We start from the raw sequence: 18,238 nt of genomic DNA on the forward strand, positions 1-18,238 counted from the left end.
CAGCCCCTTCTTTGGCGTGAATTAAATTCGGTTGATTTCATCCTGTGGCGGACGCTTTCAACAGGCACGGCCTGTCTCATTTCGGCTCTTCGTTTCTAGCGGGCGTCGCCGCCACCATCCTATCGTTAAAACCAAATAGAAGCAATGCTAGATTCAGACAGCTCTGATTATCGGGTTCATTTATTCGTTTGAGACACGTGCTATTCGCCCTTGTTCTAAATAGACAAGTAAGATGGAAATGTCAGCTGGGTTAACTCCTGAAATACGTGACGCTTGGGCAACTGAAAGCGGACGAACTTCTTTTAATTTTTGACGAGCTTCTGTAGCTAAGCCAGTAATTGCATCGTAATCAATGTTATCTGGAATCTTTTTATTTTCCATCCGTTTTAACTTATCTACTTGCTGAAGGGATTTTTCAATATATCCTTCATACTTAATTTGAATTTCAACTTGTTCTTCCACATCTGGTGCTAACGCTTCTTCTGTAGGCGCAAGCATTTTGATATGATCATAATTCATTTCAGGTCGTTTTAATAGGTCGAACGCTCTGACGCCATCTTTTAGTTCGCTACCGCCAGCGTTCTTGATTAATTCTTGCACCTCTTTTGAAGGTTTGATAATGATGGAGTAGAGACGTTTCTTTTCTTTTTCAATCGCTTCTTTCTTCGCCTCAAATCTTTCGTATCGTTCTTTTGAAATTAGGCCAATTTCATACCCAATGTCTGTTAAGCGTAAATCGGCATTGTCATGGCGTAATAAAAGACGATATTCAGCTCGTGAAGTGAGTAAGCGATACGGTTCATTCGTTCCTTTTGTTACAAGGTCATCAATTAATACGCCAATATAAGCGTCAGAACGACTTAAAATAACCTCTTCTTTATCAAGCGCTTTTCTCGCTGCGTTAATACCTGCCATCAACCCTTGACCCGCCGCTTCTTCATATCCTGAAGTACCGTTAATTTGACCAGCGGTATATAAGTTCTTCACTTTCTTCGTTTCCAGCGTAGGCCATAATTGAGTTGGGACAATCGCATCATATTCAATCGCATATCCCGCACGCATTAACTGCGCCTTTTCTAATCCAGGAATTGTTGCAAGCATACGTCGTTGAACATCTTCTGGTAAGCTTGTCGATAAGCCCTGCACATAAACCTCTTCTGTGTTGCGCCCTTCTGGTTCTAAGAAGATTTGGTGTCGCGGCTTATCATGGAAACGGACTACTTTATCCTCAATAGATGGACAATAACGCGGGCCAGTTCCTTTAATCATTCCTGAATACATCGGGGAGCGATGTAAGTTTTCATCAATAATTTGATGTGTTTCTTCACTTGTATACGTTAACCAGCACGGAAGCTGATCGGTAATGTACTTCGTTGTTTCGTATGAAAAGGCGCGAGGTGTCTCATCGCCCGGTTGAATTTCCGTTTTGCTGTAGTCAATCGTTTGACTATTAACGCGTGGAGGAGTTCCAGTTTTAAAGCGAACGAGATCAAATCCAAGTTCTTGTAGATGTTCAGATAATTTAATGGATGGCTGCTGATTATTCGGTCCACTTGAGTAAGATAAGTCTCCGAGTATAATCTTTCCACGAAGGAACGTTCCAGTCGTTAACACCACTGTTTTCGCGCGATATACCGCACCTGTTTGTGTTACAACTCCTTTACATACTCCATCCTCTACAATAAGACGATCAACCATTCCTTGTAAGAGTGTGAGATTCGGCTCACTTTCTAACGTCTTTTTCATTTCATGTTGGTACAGGAATTTGTCCGCTTGAGCACGTAGAGCACGAACCGCAGGACCTTTTCCTGTGTTTAACATACGCATTTGAATATGTGTTTTATCAATATTTTTCCCCATCTCACCGCCAAGAGCATCTATTTCCCGTACAACAATCCCCTTGGCAGGTCCACCTACTGACGGGTTACATGGCATAAATGCAACCATGTCCAGGTTAATCGTAATGACTAACGTTTTCGCTCCCATACGAGCTGCCGCAAGACCAGCCTCACATCCCGCATGTCCGGCACCGACAACAATCGTATCAAACGAGCCTGCTTCGTATCCCATTTTCAAACCCTCCTTTTATTTTCCTAAGCAGAATTGAGAGAAGAGTTGGTCGATTAAACTTTCATGTACAGCATCTCCAATGATTTCACCGAGCAACTCCCATGATCTTGTTAAATCTATTTGAACTATATCGATTGGAACACCTTGTTCAATTCCACTTAAAGCCTCTTCAATCGCTTGTTTTGCCTGATTGAGTAGAGCGATATGTCGCGTATTGGATACATACGTTAAATCTCCAGATTGAATGTTCCCAGAGAAAAACAATGAACTAATCGCTTCTTCTAAGTCATCAATCCCTTTTTCCTCTTTCAATGATGTCGTTACGACAGGACGACCAGATGCCAACTGCGTAACTTCGTCTAAATCAATTTGTTGCGGAAGATCGGTCTTGTTAACGATGACGATATAGTCCATCCCTCTTACAGCTTCAAATAGCTGGCGGTCTTCCTCTGACACATTTTCATTATAGTTTAATACGAGTAAAATTAAATCCGCCTCTTTTAGCACTTGTCTTGAGCGCTCAACACCAATTCGTTCAACGATATCTTCTGTTTCACGAATACCAGCCGTATCGACTAATCGAAGTGGAACGCCTCGTACATTTACGTACTCTTCAATTACATCGCGAGTTGTCCCAGGAATATCTGTTACAATCGCCTTGTTTTCTTGGACTAGACTGTTTAGTAAGGATGATTTCCCAACATTCGGGCGACCGATAATGACTGTCGAAAGACCTTCACGTAAAATCTTTCCTTGTTGAGAAGTCTGAAGTAATTTCTCAATTTCTTTTTGAACATACTTCGCTTTTTCAACTAATATTTGATGCGTCATTTCTTCGACATCGTCATATTCTGGGTAATCAATGTTCACTTCAACATGTGCTAACGTTTCTAAAATCTCTTGCCGTAGTCGCTTAATTAATTTGGACAGTCGACCTTCCATCTGTCCTAAAGCGACATTCATCGCACGGTCTGTCTTCGCACGAATTAAATCCATTACCGCTTCAGCCTGCGACAAATCGATACGTCCATTTAAAAACGCACGCTTTGTAAACTCTCCCGGTTCAGCAAGACGTGCACCATTCGTTAAAACAAGTTCTAAAACACGGTTTACAGACGCAATTCCACCGTGACAATTAATTTCGACTACGTCCTCACGCGTAAACGTTTTAGGCGCACGCATGATGGAAACCATAACTTCTTCTACTGTTTGTTCTGTTTTTGGATCAACAATGTTACCGTAGTGGATCGTATGTGTCGGAACATCCGTTAACGCTTTTTTAGAAGGGCTTCTAAATACACGGTCTGCAATAGAGACTGCATCATCCCCCGTTAAACGAACGATGGCAATGGCCCCTTCTCCCATCGGCGTTGAGATGGCGGCTATCGTATCGAATTCCACTCCGAATCACCTCTCTTTAGCAAAATCTATCTATGAAAACGCAACTTAGTTTTTAAAAGAATATCCAAAACTTAAAGATATCATAATGTTTATGACGAGAAAAGATAGAAAATCGGACCCATTCATCCTCTTAATCCACAACCACGATGAACTCCATACCCATTTTATCTTATCCACATGTTAATAACAACATTTCAACCCCATGCACCAAGCTTTGTTATGGACATCCTTCCATCTGTTACTCCTGTAAATAGGCATAAAAAAAGGTTGGAAAGTGGTTACTTTCCAACCTTTTGCGTATGTCCGATTTTCGGTGCGATAACAATGTAACGATTCGGCTCTGTTCCAACGGAGTAGGTTTTAACCCTGTTATCTCGAACAAGAGCGGAGTGAATCACCTTTCGTTCAAAAGAAGGCATTGGTTCTAATGATACTTCTTGTTTTGTTTTAGTCGCTTTGTTCGCGAGCTTTTGCGCTAATTGAGACAACGTTTCTTCTCTTCGTTTTCGATAATTTTCTGCATCTAACACAACTTGAATATATTCTTTGGCGTATCGATTTACGACAAGCTGCGTCAAAAGCTGTAACGAATTTAATGTTTGTCCCCGCTTTCCAATTAGTATCGCTAGCTTTTCACCTTCTACATTAAAGTATACGGTCTTTTTTTCCCGTTTTACTTGAATGAAGGCTTGTACCCCCATATTTTTGAGAACATCCTTTAAGAAAGATTTAGCTTCATCTATTGGATCAACTTCTTGTTCATCATTTCCTTCTAAATCAACAGATGTTTTCGGGAATAATTCAGAAACTGCTTCTTTTAACGGATTAAAATCCTCATGCGTTTTATCTTCACCTAACACTTTAACATTCACGATTGCTGGCTTTTGACCAAAAATCCCTAAGAAACCTTTTTTTCCTTCATCAATGACCCGAATTTCCACTTCATCCTTCTTTGCATTCAACTTTTCCAAAGCAGACTGAACCGCTTCATCTACAGTTGAACCAGTAGATGTTATTTCTCTCACTTTTGAGCTCCTCCCGCCTTTTCAGAGGCATTACGAATATCAGGACCTTTAATAACTAATGTTTGTACAATCATAAAAATGTTACCTACTACCCAGTATAGAGATAATGCTGCTGGGAAGGTAATGGCAAAAATAACAATCATAATTGGCATGAGCCAAAGCATCGTTTGCATTTGCGGGTTCATCGTTTCTGTTCCCGCCATCATCAGCTTTTGTTGAACAAATGTAAGAACACCCGCTAGAATCGGCAAAATAAATAGCGGATCGCGTTCGCCTAAGTCAAACCATAAGAAATTATGATTGGCAATTTCTTGTGTACGCATAATAGCATGATAGAAACCAATTAAGATTGGCATTTGTACCAATAATGGGAAACATCCTGCTAGAGGATTTACACCATGCTTTTGGAATAGCGCCATTGTCTCCTGTTGTAATTTTTGTTGTGTTTGTTGATCTTTAGAGCTGTATTTTTCACGAAGCTTTAACATTTCAGGTTGTAGCGCTTGCATTGCTTTTGAGTTTTGCGTTTGTTTAATCATTAATGGTAAAATCGCAAAACGAATGAGCAATGTAACAACAATAATAGATAATCCGTAATCATTTCCAAACAACTCAGCAAAATATGTAATAAGCCAAGAAAGCGGATATACGATGTATTGATTCCAAAATCCTTGACTTTCCTTTGTGATTGGCTCATTTATCTCCGTACAACCCGCTAAAACGGAGACGAGAGCAACGAGTCCTAACAGTAAAAGTATTCGCCTTTTCAACGACATTTCCTCCTAACGACAGAAAAATTCTTATTATCTCTTCTTTTGAGTACATGTAAACCACAAAAGTATTGTACCATCTTTTTTCATTAATCAGAAATTTAATTTCCCTTTCATGATTCTTTCGCTTGTTTTTGATAAATTTTCGTTTTTCTAAATAGGTGGAGTAAGCTTTTTTTCACTTCATGATAGTTCATCTCAGCTGCTGGCTTCCGAGCAATAATGATATAATCTTTCCCCGCTAAGATATTTTGTTTTTCTTCCAGAAAAACTTGTCGAATGTAGCGTTTCACCTGATTTCGAATTACCGCTTTCCCTATTTTTTTGCTGACAGAAAGTCCGATCCGAAATTCTTTCTCATTCGGTTGGTCAAGCATATAGATGACAAATTGTCTATTTGCCATTGATGTTCCGTTTTTAAAAACGTTTTGAAAGTCTTCGTTTTTTTTAATCCGGTTTCGTTTTCTCATACCATTCACTCCGATTCAACTCAATTAAGAGTTCCACCTTCATTGTTTCAATTTTACCTCAACTTTAAACAAGGAATAGCTATCTGTTTAACTATCCACCTAGTTTTCGTGGGGCATTCGATCCTCGTACATGTTCAAAAAGGACCCTTCTTGTTAAAGGATCCTTCTATGAAAAGGGAGATTGTAATCGACTTTCCTTCATGTAATACCATATTTCAACGTTTGGATTTCCGTTTCGCTTTGTTTAAAGACTTTCTAGTTCCCGCTTTTTTAACAAAGGATCCTAACGTAACACTCTATTACATTACTTTTACCAAAGTCCTTTTCGAAAAGACGGACGATTTCCGTAGGTACGCCTCACCCCTCTCATCTCACTAGCTCGACTGCCGGGGTCTTCGGCTCGTACTGTTCCCACTGGAGTCGCCGTCTTCATCAAACTTAAATAAAAGTAAACGAATGATTCTATAAAAAACACAAAAAGACCACTGACTTGTTTCAGTGGCCTATGCTGATAATACTTTTCTTCCTTTACGACGACGACGTGCAATCACTTTACGTCCGTTAGCAGTGCTCATACGGCTACGGAAACCATGAACTTTACTACGTTTACGTTTGTTTGGTTGATAAGTTCTTTTCATTTTATGACACCTCCCTGAGGAATAGCTGTTAAAGACAGTCTTATTAATTATAGAAAACAATTACGGAAATTGTCAACCAATACTCGAAAACAAAATATACCATTACACCCTGTGGATGAAATTTCGACACAAATCTTTTTATCCACACACCTTATCGACAACTTTTTCACATATTTTCTCTATGTGGACAAAGTTTTTTCACAGTGTTTTAGCAATGTGGATAACTTTATATAACCCATTGCAACAAGTAGGTAATTCTGGTATGATATTTGTGTTTTAACTCTGAATAACCTAATCAATCCATTACTATTATCCACAGATTGTGGATAACGTGTGGAAACATTATAAACATCCTCTGAATGAAGTTGTCCACAAAACGTGAATTATGTCGAAAAGTCGTTTTTCTACTATATTATATAGTTTTTCACATTTGGCGTGGATTGTATGTTTATACATCTTGGTGAAAGTTCGTTTATTTCCAATGTGAAAAGTAGGCCCGATAAAGGAGGGACAGCGAAATACGATGGAAAATATTGCGGATTTATGGAGCAAAGCTCTAGGCGAAATAGAAAAAAAGCTTAGCAAGCCGAGCTTTGAAACGTGGTTGAAATCAACAAAAGCGCATGCTTTGCAAGGCGATACCATGATTATTACCGCCCCAAACGAGTTTGCAAGAGATTGGCTTGAATCTCGTTATCTTCACCTCATTGCCAACACATTATATGAACTAACCGGTGAAGAAATTGGTGTTAAATTTATCATTCCTCAAAATCAGAACGATGAAGAATTTATGCCAAAATCTCCGATTAAAGCGGCACCAAATAAAGGAGACGAAGCTGGTGAGCTTCCACAAAATATGTTAAATCCCAAATACACGTTTGATACGTTTGTCATTGGATCTGGGAACCGATTCGCTCACGCAGCATCACTTGCAGTAGCTGAAGCACCAGCAAAAGCTTACAATCCTCTTTTTATTTATGGAGGAGTAGGTCTTGGAAAAACACACTTAATGCATGCCATTGGTCATTATGTATTAGATCATAATCCATCAGCAAAAGTTGTTTATTTATCATCCGAAAAATTTACAAATGAATTTATTAATTCTATTCGTGATAATAAAGCCGTTGATTTTCGAAATAAATATCGAAATGTCGACGTTTTACTCATAGATGATATTCAATTCTTAGCTGGAAAAGAACAAACGCAAGAAGAATTTTTCCATACATTTAACACTTTACATGAAGAAAGTAAGCAAATTGTTATTTCAAGTGATCGACCTCCAAAAGAGATTCCGACCCTTGAGGACCGTTTGCGCTCTCGCTTTGAATGGGGACTTATTACTGATATTACGCCACCAGATTTAGAAACAAGAATTGCGATTTTACGGAAAAAAGCGAAAGCTGACGGGTTAGATATCCCAAATGAAGTCATGCTTTATATCGCAAATCAAATTGACTCAAACATTCGTGAGCTAGAAGGTGCTCTTATCCGAGTTGTTGCGTACTCATCATTAATTAATAAAGATATTAATGCAGACTTAGCTGCAGAAGCATTAAAGGATATTATTCCAAGCTCTAAACCAAAGGTCATTACGATACAGGACATTCAACGTATGGTTGGGCAGCATTATAACGTGAAGTTGGAAGACTTTAAAGCGAAGAAACGTACAAAGTCTGTTGCTTTTCCGCGTCAAATCGCGATGTACTTATCAAGAGAATTAACGGACTCGTCTTTGCCGAAAATTGGCGAAGAATTCGGCGGTCGTGATCACACAACGGTCATTCATGCACACGAAAAGATCTCAAAAATGCTTCAAAAAGACGAAGTCCTACAACGTCAAATAAAAGAAATTAAGGAACTGTTGAACGGGTAACATTGTGAAAACTGTGCATAACTAAACATAGTATTTACACAGTCTGTCCACATGTGGATAGGCTGTGTTTCCGTTCATTCACAGAGTTATCCACATATTCACAGCCCCTACTAGTACTTATACGATTTTTTTATAAAAAATAAATATATGCTACTTCGTTCGGAAATATGCCCTGTTAAGAAAAAAGGAGGATTTCCATGAAATTTGTCATCCAGAAAGATAAATTAGTTCAAAGTGTTCAAGATGTAATGAAGGCAGTTTCATCTCGAACAACGATTCCAATTCTTACTGGTATTAAAATTGTTGCTTCAGACGAAGGAATTACTTTAACTGGTAGTGATTCTGATATTTCGATTGAATCTTTTATTCCGGTAGAAGAAAACGATCAGCAATACGCAGAAATTATTCAAACAGGAAGTATTGTCTTACAAGCTCGTTTCTTTAGTGAAATTGTCAAAAAGCTACCGAAAGATCAAGTTGAGATTGAAGTAAACAATCATTACTTAACGGTTATTCGTTCTGGAAATGCAGAATTTAACCTAAACGGCTTAGATGCAGAAGAATATCCACGTTTACCAGTTATTGAACAACAGAACGTGTTTAAAATCCCGACAGACCTATTAAAAGCGATGATTCGTCAAACCGTATTTGCTGTATCCACATCTGAAACAAGACCTATTTTAACCGGTGTAAATTGGCGACTTGAACAATCAGAGCTCACGTGTATAGCGACAGATAGCCATCGCCTTGCTCTTCGTAAAGCAAAGGTAGAAACGGACACGAATGATACGTATAACGTTGTGATTCCAGGTAAAAGCTTAAATGAATTAAGTAAGATTCTGGATGACAACGAAGAGCTTGTCGAGATTGTCATTACTGAAAACCAAGTGTTATTCAAAACAAAACATTTACTTTTCTTCTCTCGTTTGTTAGACGGAAATTACCCGGATACTAGCCGATTAATTCCAACTGAGAGTAAAACGGATTTAACAGTAAACACTAAAGAGCTTTTACAAGCAATTGATCGTGCATCTTTATTAGCTCGTGAAGGACGAAATAATGTTGTTAAGTTCGCAACAGTCGGAAATGAAAAAGTTGAAATTTCCTCCAACTCTCCAGAAATCGGGAAAGTAATTGAAGAGATTACAACGGAAGGAATTCAAGGAGAAGAACTTAAAATTTCGTTCAGTGCAAAATACATGATGGATGCTTTAAAAGCGTTGGAAGGAAATGAAATTCAAATTAGTTTTACAGGTGCTATGCGTCCATTCCTGATTCGTATTCCAGAGGATGAAACGATTTTACAGCTAATTTTACCAGTTCGAACGTATTAAACCATTTTGAAAGCTACTAGACAGCGGTTCTAGTAGCTTTCTTTTCTATTCCCATGATTTTTAGTAAAATTAAAAGTTAGAGACTAAAAAAAGAAAGCAGGCGTGAAGATGGAAAAAGAAATTAAGATTGAAACGGAGATTATTACATTAGGCCAATTTCTAAAACTTGCGGATGTTATTCAAACAGGTGGAATGGCCAAATGGTTTTTACAAGAGTATGAAGTGTACGTGAATGATGAATTAGAGAATCGTCGTGGACGTAAGTTACGTGACGGTGACGTTGTGTTCATTCCTGATTTTGGAAAATTAACTGTAAAACGATAAAGTGGTGAACGACTTGTTTATCAAAGAACTGGCTATAAAAGGTTATCGCAATTATGAAAAGTTAGAAGCTACCTTCGAGAATAAAGTGAATGTCATTATTGGTGAAAATGCGCAAGGGAAAACCAATGTCATGGAAGCTATTTATGTTTTGGCTATGGCAAAATCCCATCGAACATCAAATGATAAAGAGCTCATACGGTGGGACGAAGAATATGCTAAAATAGAAGGTACAGTACAAAAACATAACCAATCGGTTCAAATGCAGCTCGTGATTTCCAAAAAAGGAAAAAAAGCAAAGCTGAATCATTTGGAACAGCAAAAATTGAGTCAATATGTCGGACATATGAATGTAATTATGTTTGCACCTGAGGATTTGAATCTTGTTAAAGGAAGTCCTCAAGTACGTAGACGCTTTATCGATATGGAGATTGGACAAGTTTCTCCAGTTTATCTTCATGAGCTAAGTAAATACCAAAAAATTATGCAGCAGCGAAATCATTTATTAAAGCAATTACAAACGAAGAAGCAAACGGATAATGGAATGCTTGAAGTGTTAAGTATGCAATTAAGTGAGGCTGCTGCCAAAATCGTTTTGAAGCGCATTTCGTTTATTGAACAACTGGAGAAATGGGCACAACCGATTCACACTGGGATCAGCAGAGGGCTTGAGAAGTTAAATATTAAGTATAAACCTTCTGTTGAGGTATCAGATACATCGGATTTGTCGAAAATAATAGAAGTATACAATGAAAAGTTTGCTAAAATAAAAGAGAAGGAAATTGAACGTGGAACCACGTTAGTAGGTCCTCATCGAGATGATTTACTTTTTTATGTGAATGATCGAGACGTGCAAACCTTTGGATCACAAGGACAACAACGGACGACTGCTTTATCCATAAAATTAGCAGAAATTGAATTGATTCATGAAGAAATAGGAGAATACCCAATTTTATTATTGGATGACGTTCTATCAGAACTAGATGATTACCGACAATCGCATTTGTTGAATACCATTCAAGGGAAAGTCCAAACATTTGTTACGACAACGAGTGTTGACGGGATTGATCATCAAACGTTAAAAGAAGCTACACTGTTTCGGGTCAAAGCTGGACAATTCGTTCAATAATGAGGTGGTTCGTTGTACATTCATATCGGTGAAAATCAAATAGTGCCTTCAAATGATGTTGTCATGGTTTTTGATTATAAGGGCGCTTCTTCTGTCATTATGGAGGAGTTTTTAACGAAACAAAAAGAAAATATTATAACGTTGACAGCGGGAGAGATTAAGTCAATCGTTATTACCGATCAGAATATATACCTCTCTCCATTAGCTACTAGTACAATAAAAAAACGAGCCGAATTCGTTTTTATATAGATTTTTTCCATGTTAGAGATAAATAGAGACACAACAAGAAATTGAAATCTGATGTTAAGAAAAGTGTAGGTGATCATGGTGGCGATGGAACAAAAACAGGAACATACAACGTATGATGAGAATCAGATACAAGTTTTAGAAGGTTTAGAGGCCGTTCGAAAAAGACCAGGAATGTATATTGGATCTACGACTGCAAAAGGTCTACATCACCTTGTCTGGGAAATTGTTGATAATAGTATTGATGAGGCGCTTGCGGGATATTGTACGGATATTGATGTTTCTATCGAAAAGGATAACAGTATTACAGTAAGAGATAATGGTCGTGGAATTCCTGTTGGTATCCATGAAAAAATGGGGCGTCCAGCAGTCGAAGTTATTATGACGGTTCTACATGCTGGAGGAAAATTCGGTGGCGGCGGTTATAAAGTATCTGGTGGATTACACGGGGTAGGTGCATCCGTGGTAAACGCCCTTTCAACTGAGTTAGAAGTGACTGTTCACCGAGATGGAAAAGTACATTATCAAAAGTTTGAGCGAGGCGTACCTTGTGAAGATTTAAAAGTCATTGGAGAAACCGAAATTACTGGAACAATTGTACACTTTAAGCCGGATCCTGAAATTTTCCAAGAAACGACGGTTTATGATTATGACACACTAGCCAATCGTCTAAGAGAATTAGCTTTCTTAAATCGTGGAATTAAAATTACGATCGCGGATAATCGTGAAGAGAATGGACGGAAAAATGAGTATCATTACGAAGGCGGAATTAAATCGTATGTTGAGCATTTAAACCGCACAAAAGAAGTATTGCATGAGGAACCGATTTATATCGAGGGTGAAAAAGATGGAATTACCGTTGAGGTTTCTCTTCAATACAATGACGGATATACAAGTAATATTTACTCATTTGCCAATAATATTCACACGTATGAAGGAGGAACCCATGAGTCCGGGTTCAAGACTGGCCTCACACGTGTCATTAATGACTATGCTCGAAAGAACGGCATTTTTAAAGAGAGCGATCAAAACTTAACAGGTGAGGACGTTCGCGAAGGGTTAACAGCGATTGTGTCTGTTAAACACCCAGACCCGCAATTTGAGGGACAGACAAAAACGAAACTTGGAAACTCTGAGGCCCGTCAAATTACGGATTCCGTTTTCTCGGAAGCCTTTGAAACTTTCTTGTTGGAAAATCCGCAAGAAGCGAAGAAAATCGTCGAAAAAGGATTAATGGCAGCTCGTGCACGTTTAGCTGCGAAGAAGGCTCGAGAACTTACAAGACGTAAGAGTGCACTTGAGATTTCGAATTTACCTGGTAAACTAGCCGATTGCTCATCAAAGGATCCGTCTATTTCTGAATTATATGTGGTAGAGGGAGACTCAGCAGGTGGATCCGCTAAGCAAGGTCGTGACCGCCATTTCCAAGCAATTTTACCTTTGAGAGGTAAAATCATAAACGTTGAAAAAGCCCGTTTAGATAAAATTTTATCCAACAACGAGGTTCGTTCAATTATTACTGCTTTAGGTACAGGAATTGGTGAAGACTTTGATATTTCAAAAGCTCGATATCATAAAATTGTTATTATGACCGATGCTGATGTTGATGGCGCTCATATCCGTACCCTTCTTCTAACGTTCTTCTATCGATACATGAGAGAGATTATCGAAAGCGGGTATGTGTACATTGCTCAGCCACCTTTATACAAAATTCAGCAAGGAAAGCGTATAGAGTACGCATACAATGACCGTCAGCTGGATGAAATTTTAAATCAATTACCAGAACAGCCAAAGCCAGGAATTCAACGGTATAAAGGACTTGGAGAAATGAATCCTGAGCAGTTATGGGAAACGACAATGGATCCTGAAACGCGTACGCTTCTTCAAGTCACATTGGAAGATGCGATTGAAGCGGACGAAACGTTTGAAATTTTAATGGGTGATAAAGTTGAACCGCGCCGTCATTTTATCGAGGAAAATGCGCGGTATGTAAAAAATCTTGATATTTAATGGAGAGGCAGATTGAATCTGCCTTTCCCATTTTCATTTCATACAAGCTAACAGATAAAAAGAAACGATACCCTCCCCTTGGAGAGAGATCGAATGAAATGTATTGGGAGGTTCTAGACGATGTCAGAAAACAAAAAGCCTCAAGTTCGTGAAGTGAATATTAGCCAAGAAATGCGATCATCTTTCTTAGATTATGCGATGAGCGTTATCGTATCTCGTGCTTTACCTGATGTTCGAGATGGGTTAAAGCCTGTACATAGAAGGATTCTATATGCCATGCATGATTTAGGAATGACAAGCGATAAGCCTTACAAAAAGTCGGCTCGTATTGTCGGTGACGTCATCGGTAAATACCATCCTCACGGTGATTCTGCTGTTTACGATACAATGGTACGTATGGCGCAAGACTTTAACTATCGCTACATGCTTGTAGACGGACACGGAAACTTCGGTTCAGTAGATGGAGACGCAGCAGCAGCAATGCGTTATACTGAAGCTCGCATGTCCAAGATTTCAATGGAATTACTTCGTGACATTAACAAGGACACGATTGATTACCAAGATAACTATGATGGATCTGAGAAAGAGCCTGTTGTCCTACCGGCTCGCTTTCCGAATTTGCTTGTGAATGGAGCGTCAGGAATTGCGGTAGGTATGGCGACAAACATTCCTCCGCATCAATTAGGCGAGGTCATTGACGGGGTTTTAGCTCTTAGTCAAGAGCCTGATTTGACGATTGCAGAACTTATGGAAATCATTCCGGGCCCAGACTTCCCGACTGCCGGACAAATTATTGGTAGAAGCGGCATTCGCAAAGCTTATGAGACAGGTAGAGGAAGCATCACAGTTCGAGCAAAAGTGGAAATTGAAGAAAAAGCTAATGGTAAACAATCGATTATTGTAACAGAGCTTCCATTCCAAGTGAACAAAGCAAAGCTTATTGAAAAAATTGCAGACCTTGTTCGCGACAAGAAAATTGAAGGAATTACAGATTTACGCGATGAATCAGACCGAAACGGCTTACGAATCGTGATTGAACTTAGAAAAGATGCTAACGCTAATGTCTTACTCAACAATCTATACAAACAAACAGCGTTACAAACATCATTTGGTATTAACATGTTAGCTCTCGTAAACGGGGAGCCGAAAGTATTAAACTTAAAGCAAGTATTACTACACTATTTAGACCATCAAAAAGTTGTGATTCGTCGTCGTACACAATTTGAACTGAAGAAAGCGGAAGCGCGTGCGCATATTTTAGAAGGCTTACGGATTGCATTAGATCACTTAGATGAAGTGATTAACTTAATTCGTAGCTCACAAACGACAGATATTGCTCGTCAAGGTTTAATGGATAAATTCTCGTTATCTGAGAAGCAAGCTCAAGCGATTTTAGACATGCGTCTCCAACGCTTAACAGGGTTAGAGCGGGAAAAAATCGAAGGAGAATATCAGGAGCTAATTAAATTAATTGCTGAGTTAAAAGCGATTTTAGCAAGTGAAGAAAAAGTGTTAGAAATTATTCGCGAAGAATTAACTGAGATTAAAGAACGCTTCAATGATGAGCGCCGTACAGAAATTATTGTTTCAGGCGTGGAATCAATAGAAGATGAAGACTTAATCCCACAAGAGAATATCGTCATTACGCTCACTCATAACGGATACATTAAACGTCTACCGGTATCTACATACCGTAGCCAAAAGCGTGGCGGAAGAGGTATTCAAGGAATGGGTACGAATGAAGATGATTTTGTAGAACATTTACTAACGACAAGTACGCATGATACAATCCTATTCTTTACGAATAAAGGAAAGGTATACCGTGCTAAAGGGTATGAAATCCCTGAGTTCGGACGTACTGCAAAAGGAATTCCAATCGTAAATTTACTCGAGATTGACCGAGATGAGTGGATTAACACGATTATTCCAATTCAAGAATTTGCGGATGATTGGTATCTATTCTTCACAACAAAAGATGGTATTTGTAAACGATCGCCTCTTTCTCAATTTGCTAACATTCGTACGAGTGGGTTAATTGCCCTTACCCTTCGTGACGAAGACGAATTAATTTCTGTCCATTTAACAGATGGAACGAAAGATGTTGTAATCGGAACGAAAAAAGGAATGTTAATTCGTTTCCCAGAGACAGACGTCAGATCGATGGGACGTACAGCGGCAGGAGTGAAGGGAATTAGCCTGGATGACGAAGATCATGTCGTAGGTATGGAAGTTCTAGAAGAGAATGTTGATGTCTTAATTGTTACAGAAAACGGATACGGAAAACGAACAAACGAACAAGAATACCGAATTCAAAGTCGGGGCGGAAAAGGATTAAAGACATGTAACATTACAGAGAAAAACGGTTTCGTTGTTGCTGTAAAGGCAGTAACAGGAGAAGAGGACTTAATGCTTGTTACGGCAACTGGAGTAATCATCCGAATGGACGTCAATGATATCTCTACGATGGGGCGTAATACGGTTGGGGTAAAATTAATCAAACTAGGAGAAGACGAATTTGTTTCCACAGTTGCTTTAGTAGACAAAGATGATAGTGAATCGGAAGAAGAGGAAACAGAGGAAATAGAATCTTAATATACATTTCAACAACCAACGTGATGTTGGTTGTTTTTTTATTGTTATAGAAAGTTTAAGTTCAATAAAGTGTTAAAGTGTTCTCTTTACCGTTTTTTTGGTGTCTAGCTCCAAGCGTCATCAGCTCGGGTCGCTTCGGCCCTGCTGTGGCGACGGAAGCATCCTCGCAGGTCCTCCATCGCCCTTCGCCTAAGGACTTGCGCTTTGCGCTTTTTCTGTGAAAATAAAAATTACCTATGAGCTGAATGATCGATCCTGATAGGTAGATGGTAGAAAGAAAAAAACCCGGGGAGAATAAATTTTCATGTCCGGGGTGTGAGTGTAAAATCATGTGTGTTCTTATGTGGAAAGGGCGAACCAAACTAAAAGCGAGTCTATTGTAAATATGTAAAAAAACGTAAAAAGTCATTCTTTTTTCCTATGCAATCTTTTATACTAAAAGGAGTGGGAGGGAAAAAGGATGAAAGTAAAGGTCGGATTGCTACGAGAAGGCTTTATACTTGATGATGATGTTTATTCGCTTTCTAATAAACCAATTTTGAGAAAAAATACAAAGTTAAATGCAAAACATATTGAAGTGATAAAGGCATTTTTAATTAAGGAAGTTAACATTAAAAAAGAATCTGAATCACTTGAGCAAGAAATCAAGGATGAGATCCTTGAAGGATTAGAAAGAGAAGAATATACTTCGTTTACGGAACATTATGATCAAACCGTACAGAATGTGAAAAAGATGTTCCTATCTTGGCAGGCTGGTTCTGCAGTTAATATTTCAAAGGTGCGAGAAACCATCCTCCCATTAGTAGAGACAGCCTTACAAAACTCTAAACAAGTTATGCATCTATATAAAAGGTGCATAAATAACGAATATATATACCACCATTCTATTGGGGTTGCGCTATTAAGTGCATTGATAGCTAAAAAAATGAATTATGCACAAGGTGAAATCAACCAAGTTGCGATTGCTGGGCTTCTAATCGATAGTGGAATGTCTAAAATAAATCACTCCATTTTATACAAAAATAGTGTTCTGACAGAACAAGAGTATTCAGAGGTAAAACAACACCCCGTACATAGCTACAAGATGTTAAAAGATTTACCATCACTTAGTGAAGGAGCCAAAATAAGCGTTCTTCAGCATCATGAACGTTTGGACGGTAGTGGGTATCCATTAGGGTTTAAAGGGGATAAACTGCATCCGTATGGGAAAATCATTTCTTTAGCAGATACTTATTACGCAATGGTATCCGCCAGACCATATCGCCCTAGTCTCTCACCGTTTTACGCTCTAGGGTATTTAGAGAAAGATCAATTTGGGAAATTTGATGTAACTGTCATGAAAGTATTAAAGCAACTATTTATGAGTTATGTAAAAGATAGAAAAGTGGGGTTATCAGACGGTCGTGTAGCGGAGGTTGTATACATGGATGAAAAAAATACAACAAAGCCAATGGTAAAAATCCTCAATACGAAAGAAGTTTTATTACTAGGAAAAGATGATCAGATTCAGATTAATGAGGTATTTTAAGGTGAGTCCTACATTGGACCACCTTATTCTTTTATTTTGGCTCTTTTCCGAAAGATTGTTGTTTTTGGTTATACAGTTTATCGCGTAAGACAGACACATTCGAGAACGATCTGTCTATTGTCTAGCGAATAATATCATAGTGACACTTACTCGCATTATTTAGTGTATCTCCTATCATTCAGAGCGAGAGAGCATTCTCGTACGTACAACGCTGTTAGTCGCCTCCTTTCGATGTATTCCACTTCATGATCAAAAAACAACAAAGTATAGCAGTTCAATTTAAAATGATAGAAGTAATAATTATTTATCAATATCAAATAACTCTTAAAGCTACATGATTAATCCCATATCAGAGTTGAAAGATAAAGGAGAGGAACTATATTTAAAAAACTTTAATTAACTGGAACTATTGTCTAAATAAGGAGTTAACTTCTTAAACAGAGAAAAATATTATAAAGTTAGAAAAAAGTGTTGCACTAGTTATGAATAGCTGATATAATTCTAAAAGTCAGCAACGAGGTTGCAAAAACAATAAAAAAGTTGTTGACAGTGAGTTTTGAATTTGGTAGTATAAAGAAGTCGCTGATTAAAGCGAAAGAAAATACTTGACAACATTTTATTGTTACATTAGAATAATTAAATGTCGGTAGGAAATGATCTTTGAAAACTAAACAAAACGAAGCGTCAACGTTAATTCTTATTTTATGAGCAATCAAACTTTTTTGGAGAGTTTGATCCTGGCTCAGGACGAACGCTGGCGGCGTGCCTAATACATGCAAGTCGAGCGAACAGATAGGGAGCTTGCTCCCTTGACGTTAGCGGCGGACGGGT

Annotated in this window: 14 protein-coding genes and 1 rRNA gene; 9 read left to right on the plus strand and 6 right to left on the minus strand. The window is 38.4% G+C overall.

Annotated elements, in window-relative coordinates; translation table 11 throughout:
• Window positions 1–180 precede the first annotated feature (180 nt).
• From mnmG to rpmH, 6 genes are all read right to left on the minus strand, one after another.
• Window positions 181–2,070, minus strand: coding sequence for a tRNA uridine-5-carboxymethylaminomethyl(34) synthesis enzyme MnmG (gene mnmG, locus ML543_RS10110; RefSeq protein ID WP_243387222.1), 1,890 nt, complete (start codon window positions 2,068–2,070; stop codon window positions 181–183).
• A 15-nt stretch (window positions 2,071–2,085) separates the two neighbouring features.
• Entirely contained in the window at window positions 2,086–3,471 is a 1,386-nt protein-coding gene (mnmE, locus tag ML543_RS10115) for a tRNA uridine-5-carboxymethylaminomethyl(34) synthesis GTPase MnmE (protein WP_341482356.1), read from the minus strand.
• Window positions 3,472–3,749: 278 nt separating this feature from the next.
• The gene (gene jag / locus ML543_RS10120) at window positions 3,750–4,496 is read right to left on the minus strand and encodes an RNA-binding cell elongation regulator Jag/EloR (RefSeq protein WP_243387223.1); all 747 of its coding nucleotides are present in this window, start codon (window positions 4,494–4,496) and stop codon (window positions 3,750–3,752) included.
• Window positions 4,493–5,272 carry a YidC family membrane integrase SpoIIIJ gene (spoIIIJ, locus tag ML543_RS10125; RefSeq protein ID WP_419095368.1) on the minus strand — a complete coding sequence of 260 codons (780 nt, stop codon included), beginning with the start codon at window positions 5,270–5,272 and terminating at the stop codon, window positions 4,493–4,495. The genes jag and spoIIIJ overlap by 4 nt, the downstream gene beginning before the upstream one ends.
• Window positions 5,273–5,379: 107 nt before the next feature.
• The gene (rnpA, locus tag ML543_RS10130) at window positions 5,380–5,736 is read right to left on the minus strand and encodes a ribonuclease P protein component (RefSeq protein WP_243387225.1); all 357 of its coding nucleotides are present in this window, start codon (window positions 5,734–5,736) and stop codon (window positions 5,380–5,382) included.
• A gap of 503 nt (window positions 5,737–6,239) precedes the next feature.
• Complete coding sequence (gene rpmH, locus ML543_RS10135; protein WP_243387226.1) at window positions 6,240–6,374, minus strand: 50S ribosomal protein L34; 135 nt, start codon at window positions 6,372–6,374, stop codon at window positions 6,240–6,242.
• Window positions 6,375–6,897: 523 nt separating this feature from the next.
• Here rpmH and dnaA point away from each other — a divergent pair.
• From dnaA to ML543_RS10180, 9 genes are all read left to right on the plus strand, one after another.
• Window positions 6,898–8,247, plus strand: coding sequence for a chromosomal replication initiator protein DnaA (gene dnaA / locus ML543_RS10140; RefSeq protein WP_243387227.1), 1,350 nt, complete (start codon window positions 6,898–6,900; stop codon window positions 8,245–8,247).
• A gap of 197 nt (window positions 8,248–8,444) precedes the next feature.
• Window positions 8,445–9,581 (plus strand): DNA polymerase III subunit beta, encoded by a 1,137-nt coding sequence (gene dnaN, locus ML543_RS10145; RefSeq protein ID WP_243387228.1) that lies wholly within the window; start codon window positions 8,445–8,447, stop codon window positions 9,579–9,581.
• A 108-nt stretch (window positions 9,582–9,689) separates the two neighbouring features.
• On the plus strand, window positions 9,690–9,905 hold the full coding sequence (gene yaaA / locus ML543_RS10150) for a S4 domain-containing protein YaaA (protein ID WP_243387229.1): 216 nt from the start codon (window positions 9,690–9,692) through the stop codon (window positions 9,903–9,905).
• A gap of 13 nt (window positions 9,906–9,918) precedes the next feature.
• Window positions 9,919–11,031 carry a DNA replication/repair protein RecF gene (gene recF / locus ML543_RS10155; protein WP_243387230.1) on the plus strand — a complete coding sequence of 371 codons (1,113 nt, stop codon included), beginning with the start codon at window positions 9,919–9,921 and terminating at the stop codon, window positions 11,029–11,031.
• A 12-nt stretch (window positions 11,032–11,043) separates the two neighbouring features.
• On the plus strand, window positions 11,044–11,280 hold the full coding sequence (remB, locus tag ML543_RS10160; RefSeq protein WP_243387231.1) for an extracellular matrix regulator RemB: 237 nt from the start codon (window positions 11,044–11,046) through the stop codon (window positions 11,278–11,280).
• 84 nt (window positions 11,281–11,364) lie between these two features.
• Window positions 11,365–13,287, plus strand: coding sequence for a DNA topoisomerase (ATP-hydrolyzing) subunit B (gene gyrB, locus ML543_RS10165; RefSeq protein WP_243387232.1), 1,923 nt, complete (start codon window positions 11,365–11,367; stop codon window positions 13,285–13,287).
• Window positions 13,288–13,407: 120 nt separating this feature from the next.
• The gene (gyrA, locus tag ML543_RS10170; protein ID WP_243387233.1) at window positions 13,408–15,879 is read left to right on the plus strand and encodes a DNA gyrase subunit A; all 2,472 of its coding nucleotides are present in this window, start codon (window positions 13,408–13,410) and stop codon (window positions 15,877–15,879) included.
• A gap of 460 nt (window positions 15,880–16,339) precedes the next feature.
• A complete protein-coding gene (locus tag ML543_RS10175; protein WP_243387234.1) occupies window positions 16,340–17,407 on the plus strand; it encodes an HD-GYP domain-containing protein in 1,068 nt (355 codons plus the stop codon).
• A gap of 719 nt (window positions 17,408–18,126) precedes the next feature.
• A 16S ribosomal RNA gene (locus ML543_RS10180) occupies window positions 18,127–18,238 on the plus strand; the annotation flags it as partial.

This window comes from Bacillus kexueae, from assembly GCF_022809095.1.
Classification (GTDB): Bacteria; Bacillota; Bacilli; order Bacillales; family Aeribacillaceae; genus Bacillus_BZ; species Bacillus_BZ kexueae.

Coding starts and splice junctions, on each gene's coding strand:
- yaaA (WP_243387229.1), top strand. CDS start 9,690: ATGGAAAAAGAAATTAAGATTGAAACGGAGATTATTACATTAGGCCAA.
- gyrB (WP_243387232.1), top strand. CDS start 11,365: ATGGAACAAAAACAGGAACATACAACGTATGATGAGAATCAGATACAA.
- dnaA (WP_243387227.1), top strand. CDS start 6,898: ATGGAAAATATTGCGGATTTATGGAGCAAAGCTCTAGGCGAAATAGAA.
- ML543_RS10175 (WP_243387234.1), top strand. CDS start 16,340: ATGAAAGTAAAGGTCGGATTGCTACGAGAAGGCTTTATACTTGATGAT.
- dnaN (WP_243387228.1), top strand. CDS start 8,445: ATGAAATTTGTCATCCAGAAAGATAAATTAGTTCAAAGTGTTCAAGAT.
- spoIIIJ (WP_419095368.1), bottom strand. CDS start 5,272: ATGTCGTTGAAAAGGCGAATACTTTTACTGTTAGGACTCGTTGCTCTC.
- rnpA (WP_243387225.1), bottom strand. CDS start 5,736: ATGAGAAAACGAAACCGGATTAAAAAAAACGAAGACTTTCAAAACGTT.
- gyrA (WP_243387233.1), top strand. CDS start 13,408: ATGTCAGAAAACAAAAAGCCTCAAGTTCGTGAAGTGAATATTAGCCAA.
- mnmG (WP_243387222.1), bottom strand. CDS start 2,070: ATGGGATACGAAGCAGGCTCGTTTGATACGATTGTTGTCGGTGCCGGA.
- rpmH (WP_243387226.1), bottom strand. CDS start 6,374: ATGAAAAGAACTTATCAACCAAACAAACGTAAACGTAGTAAAGTTCAT.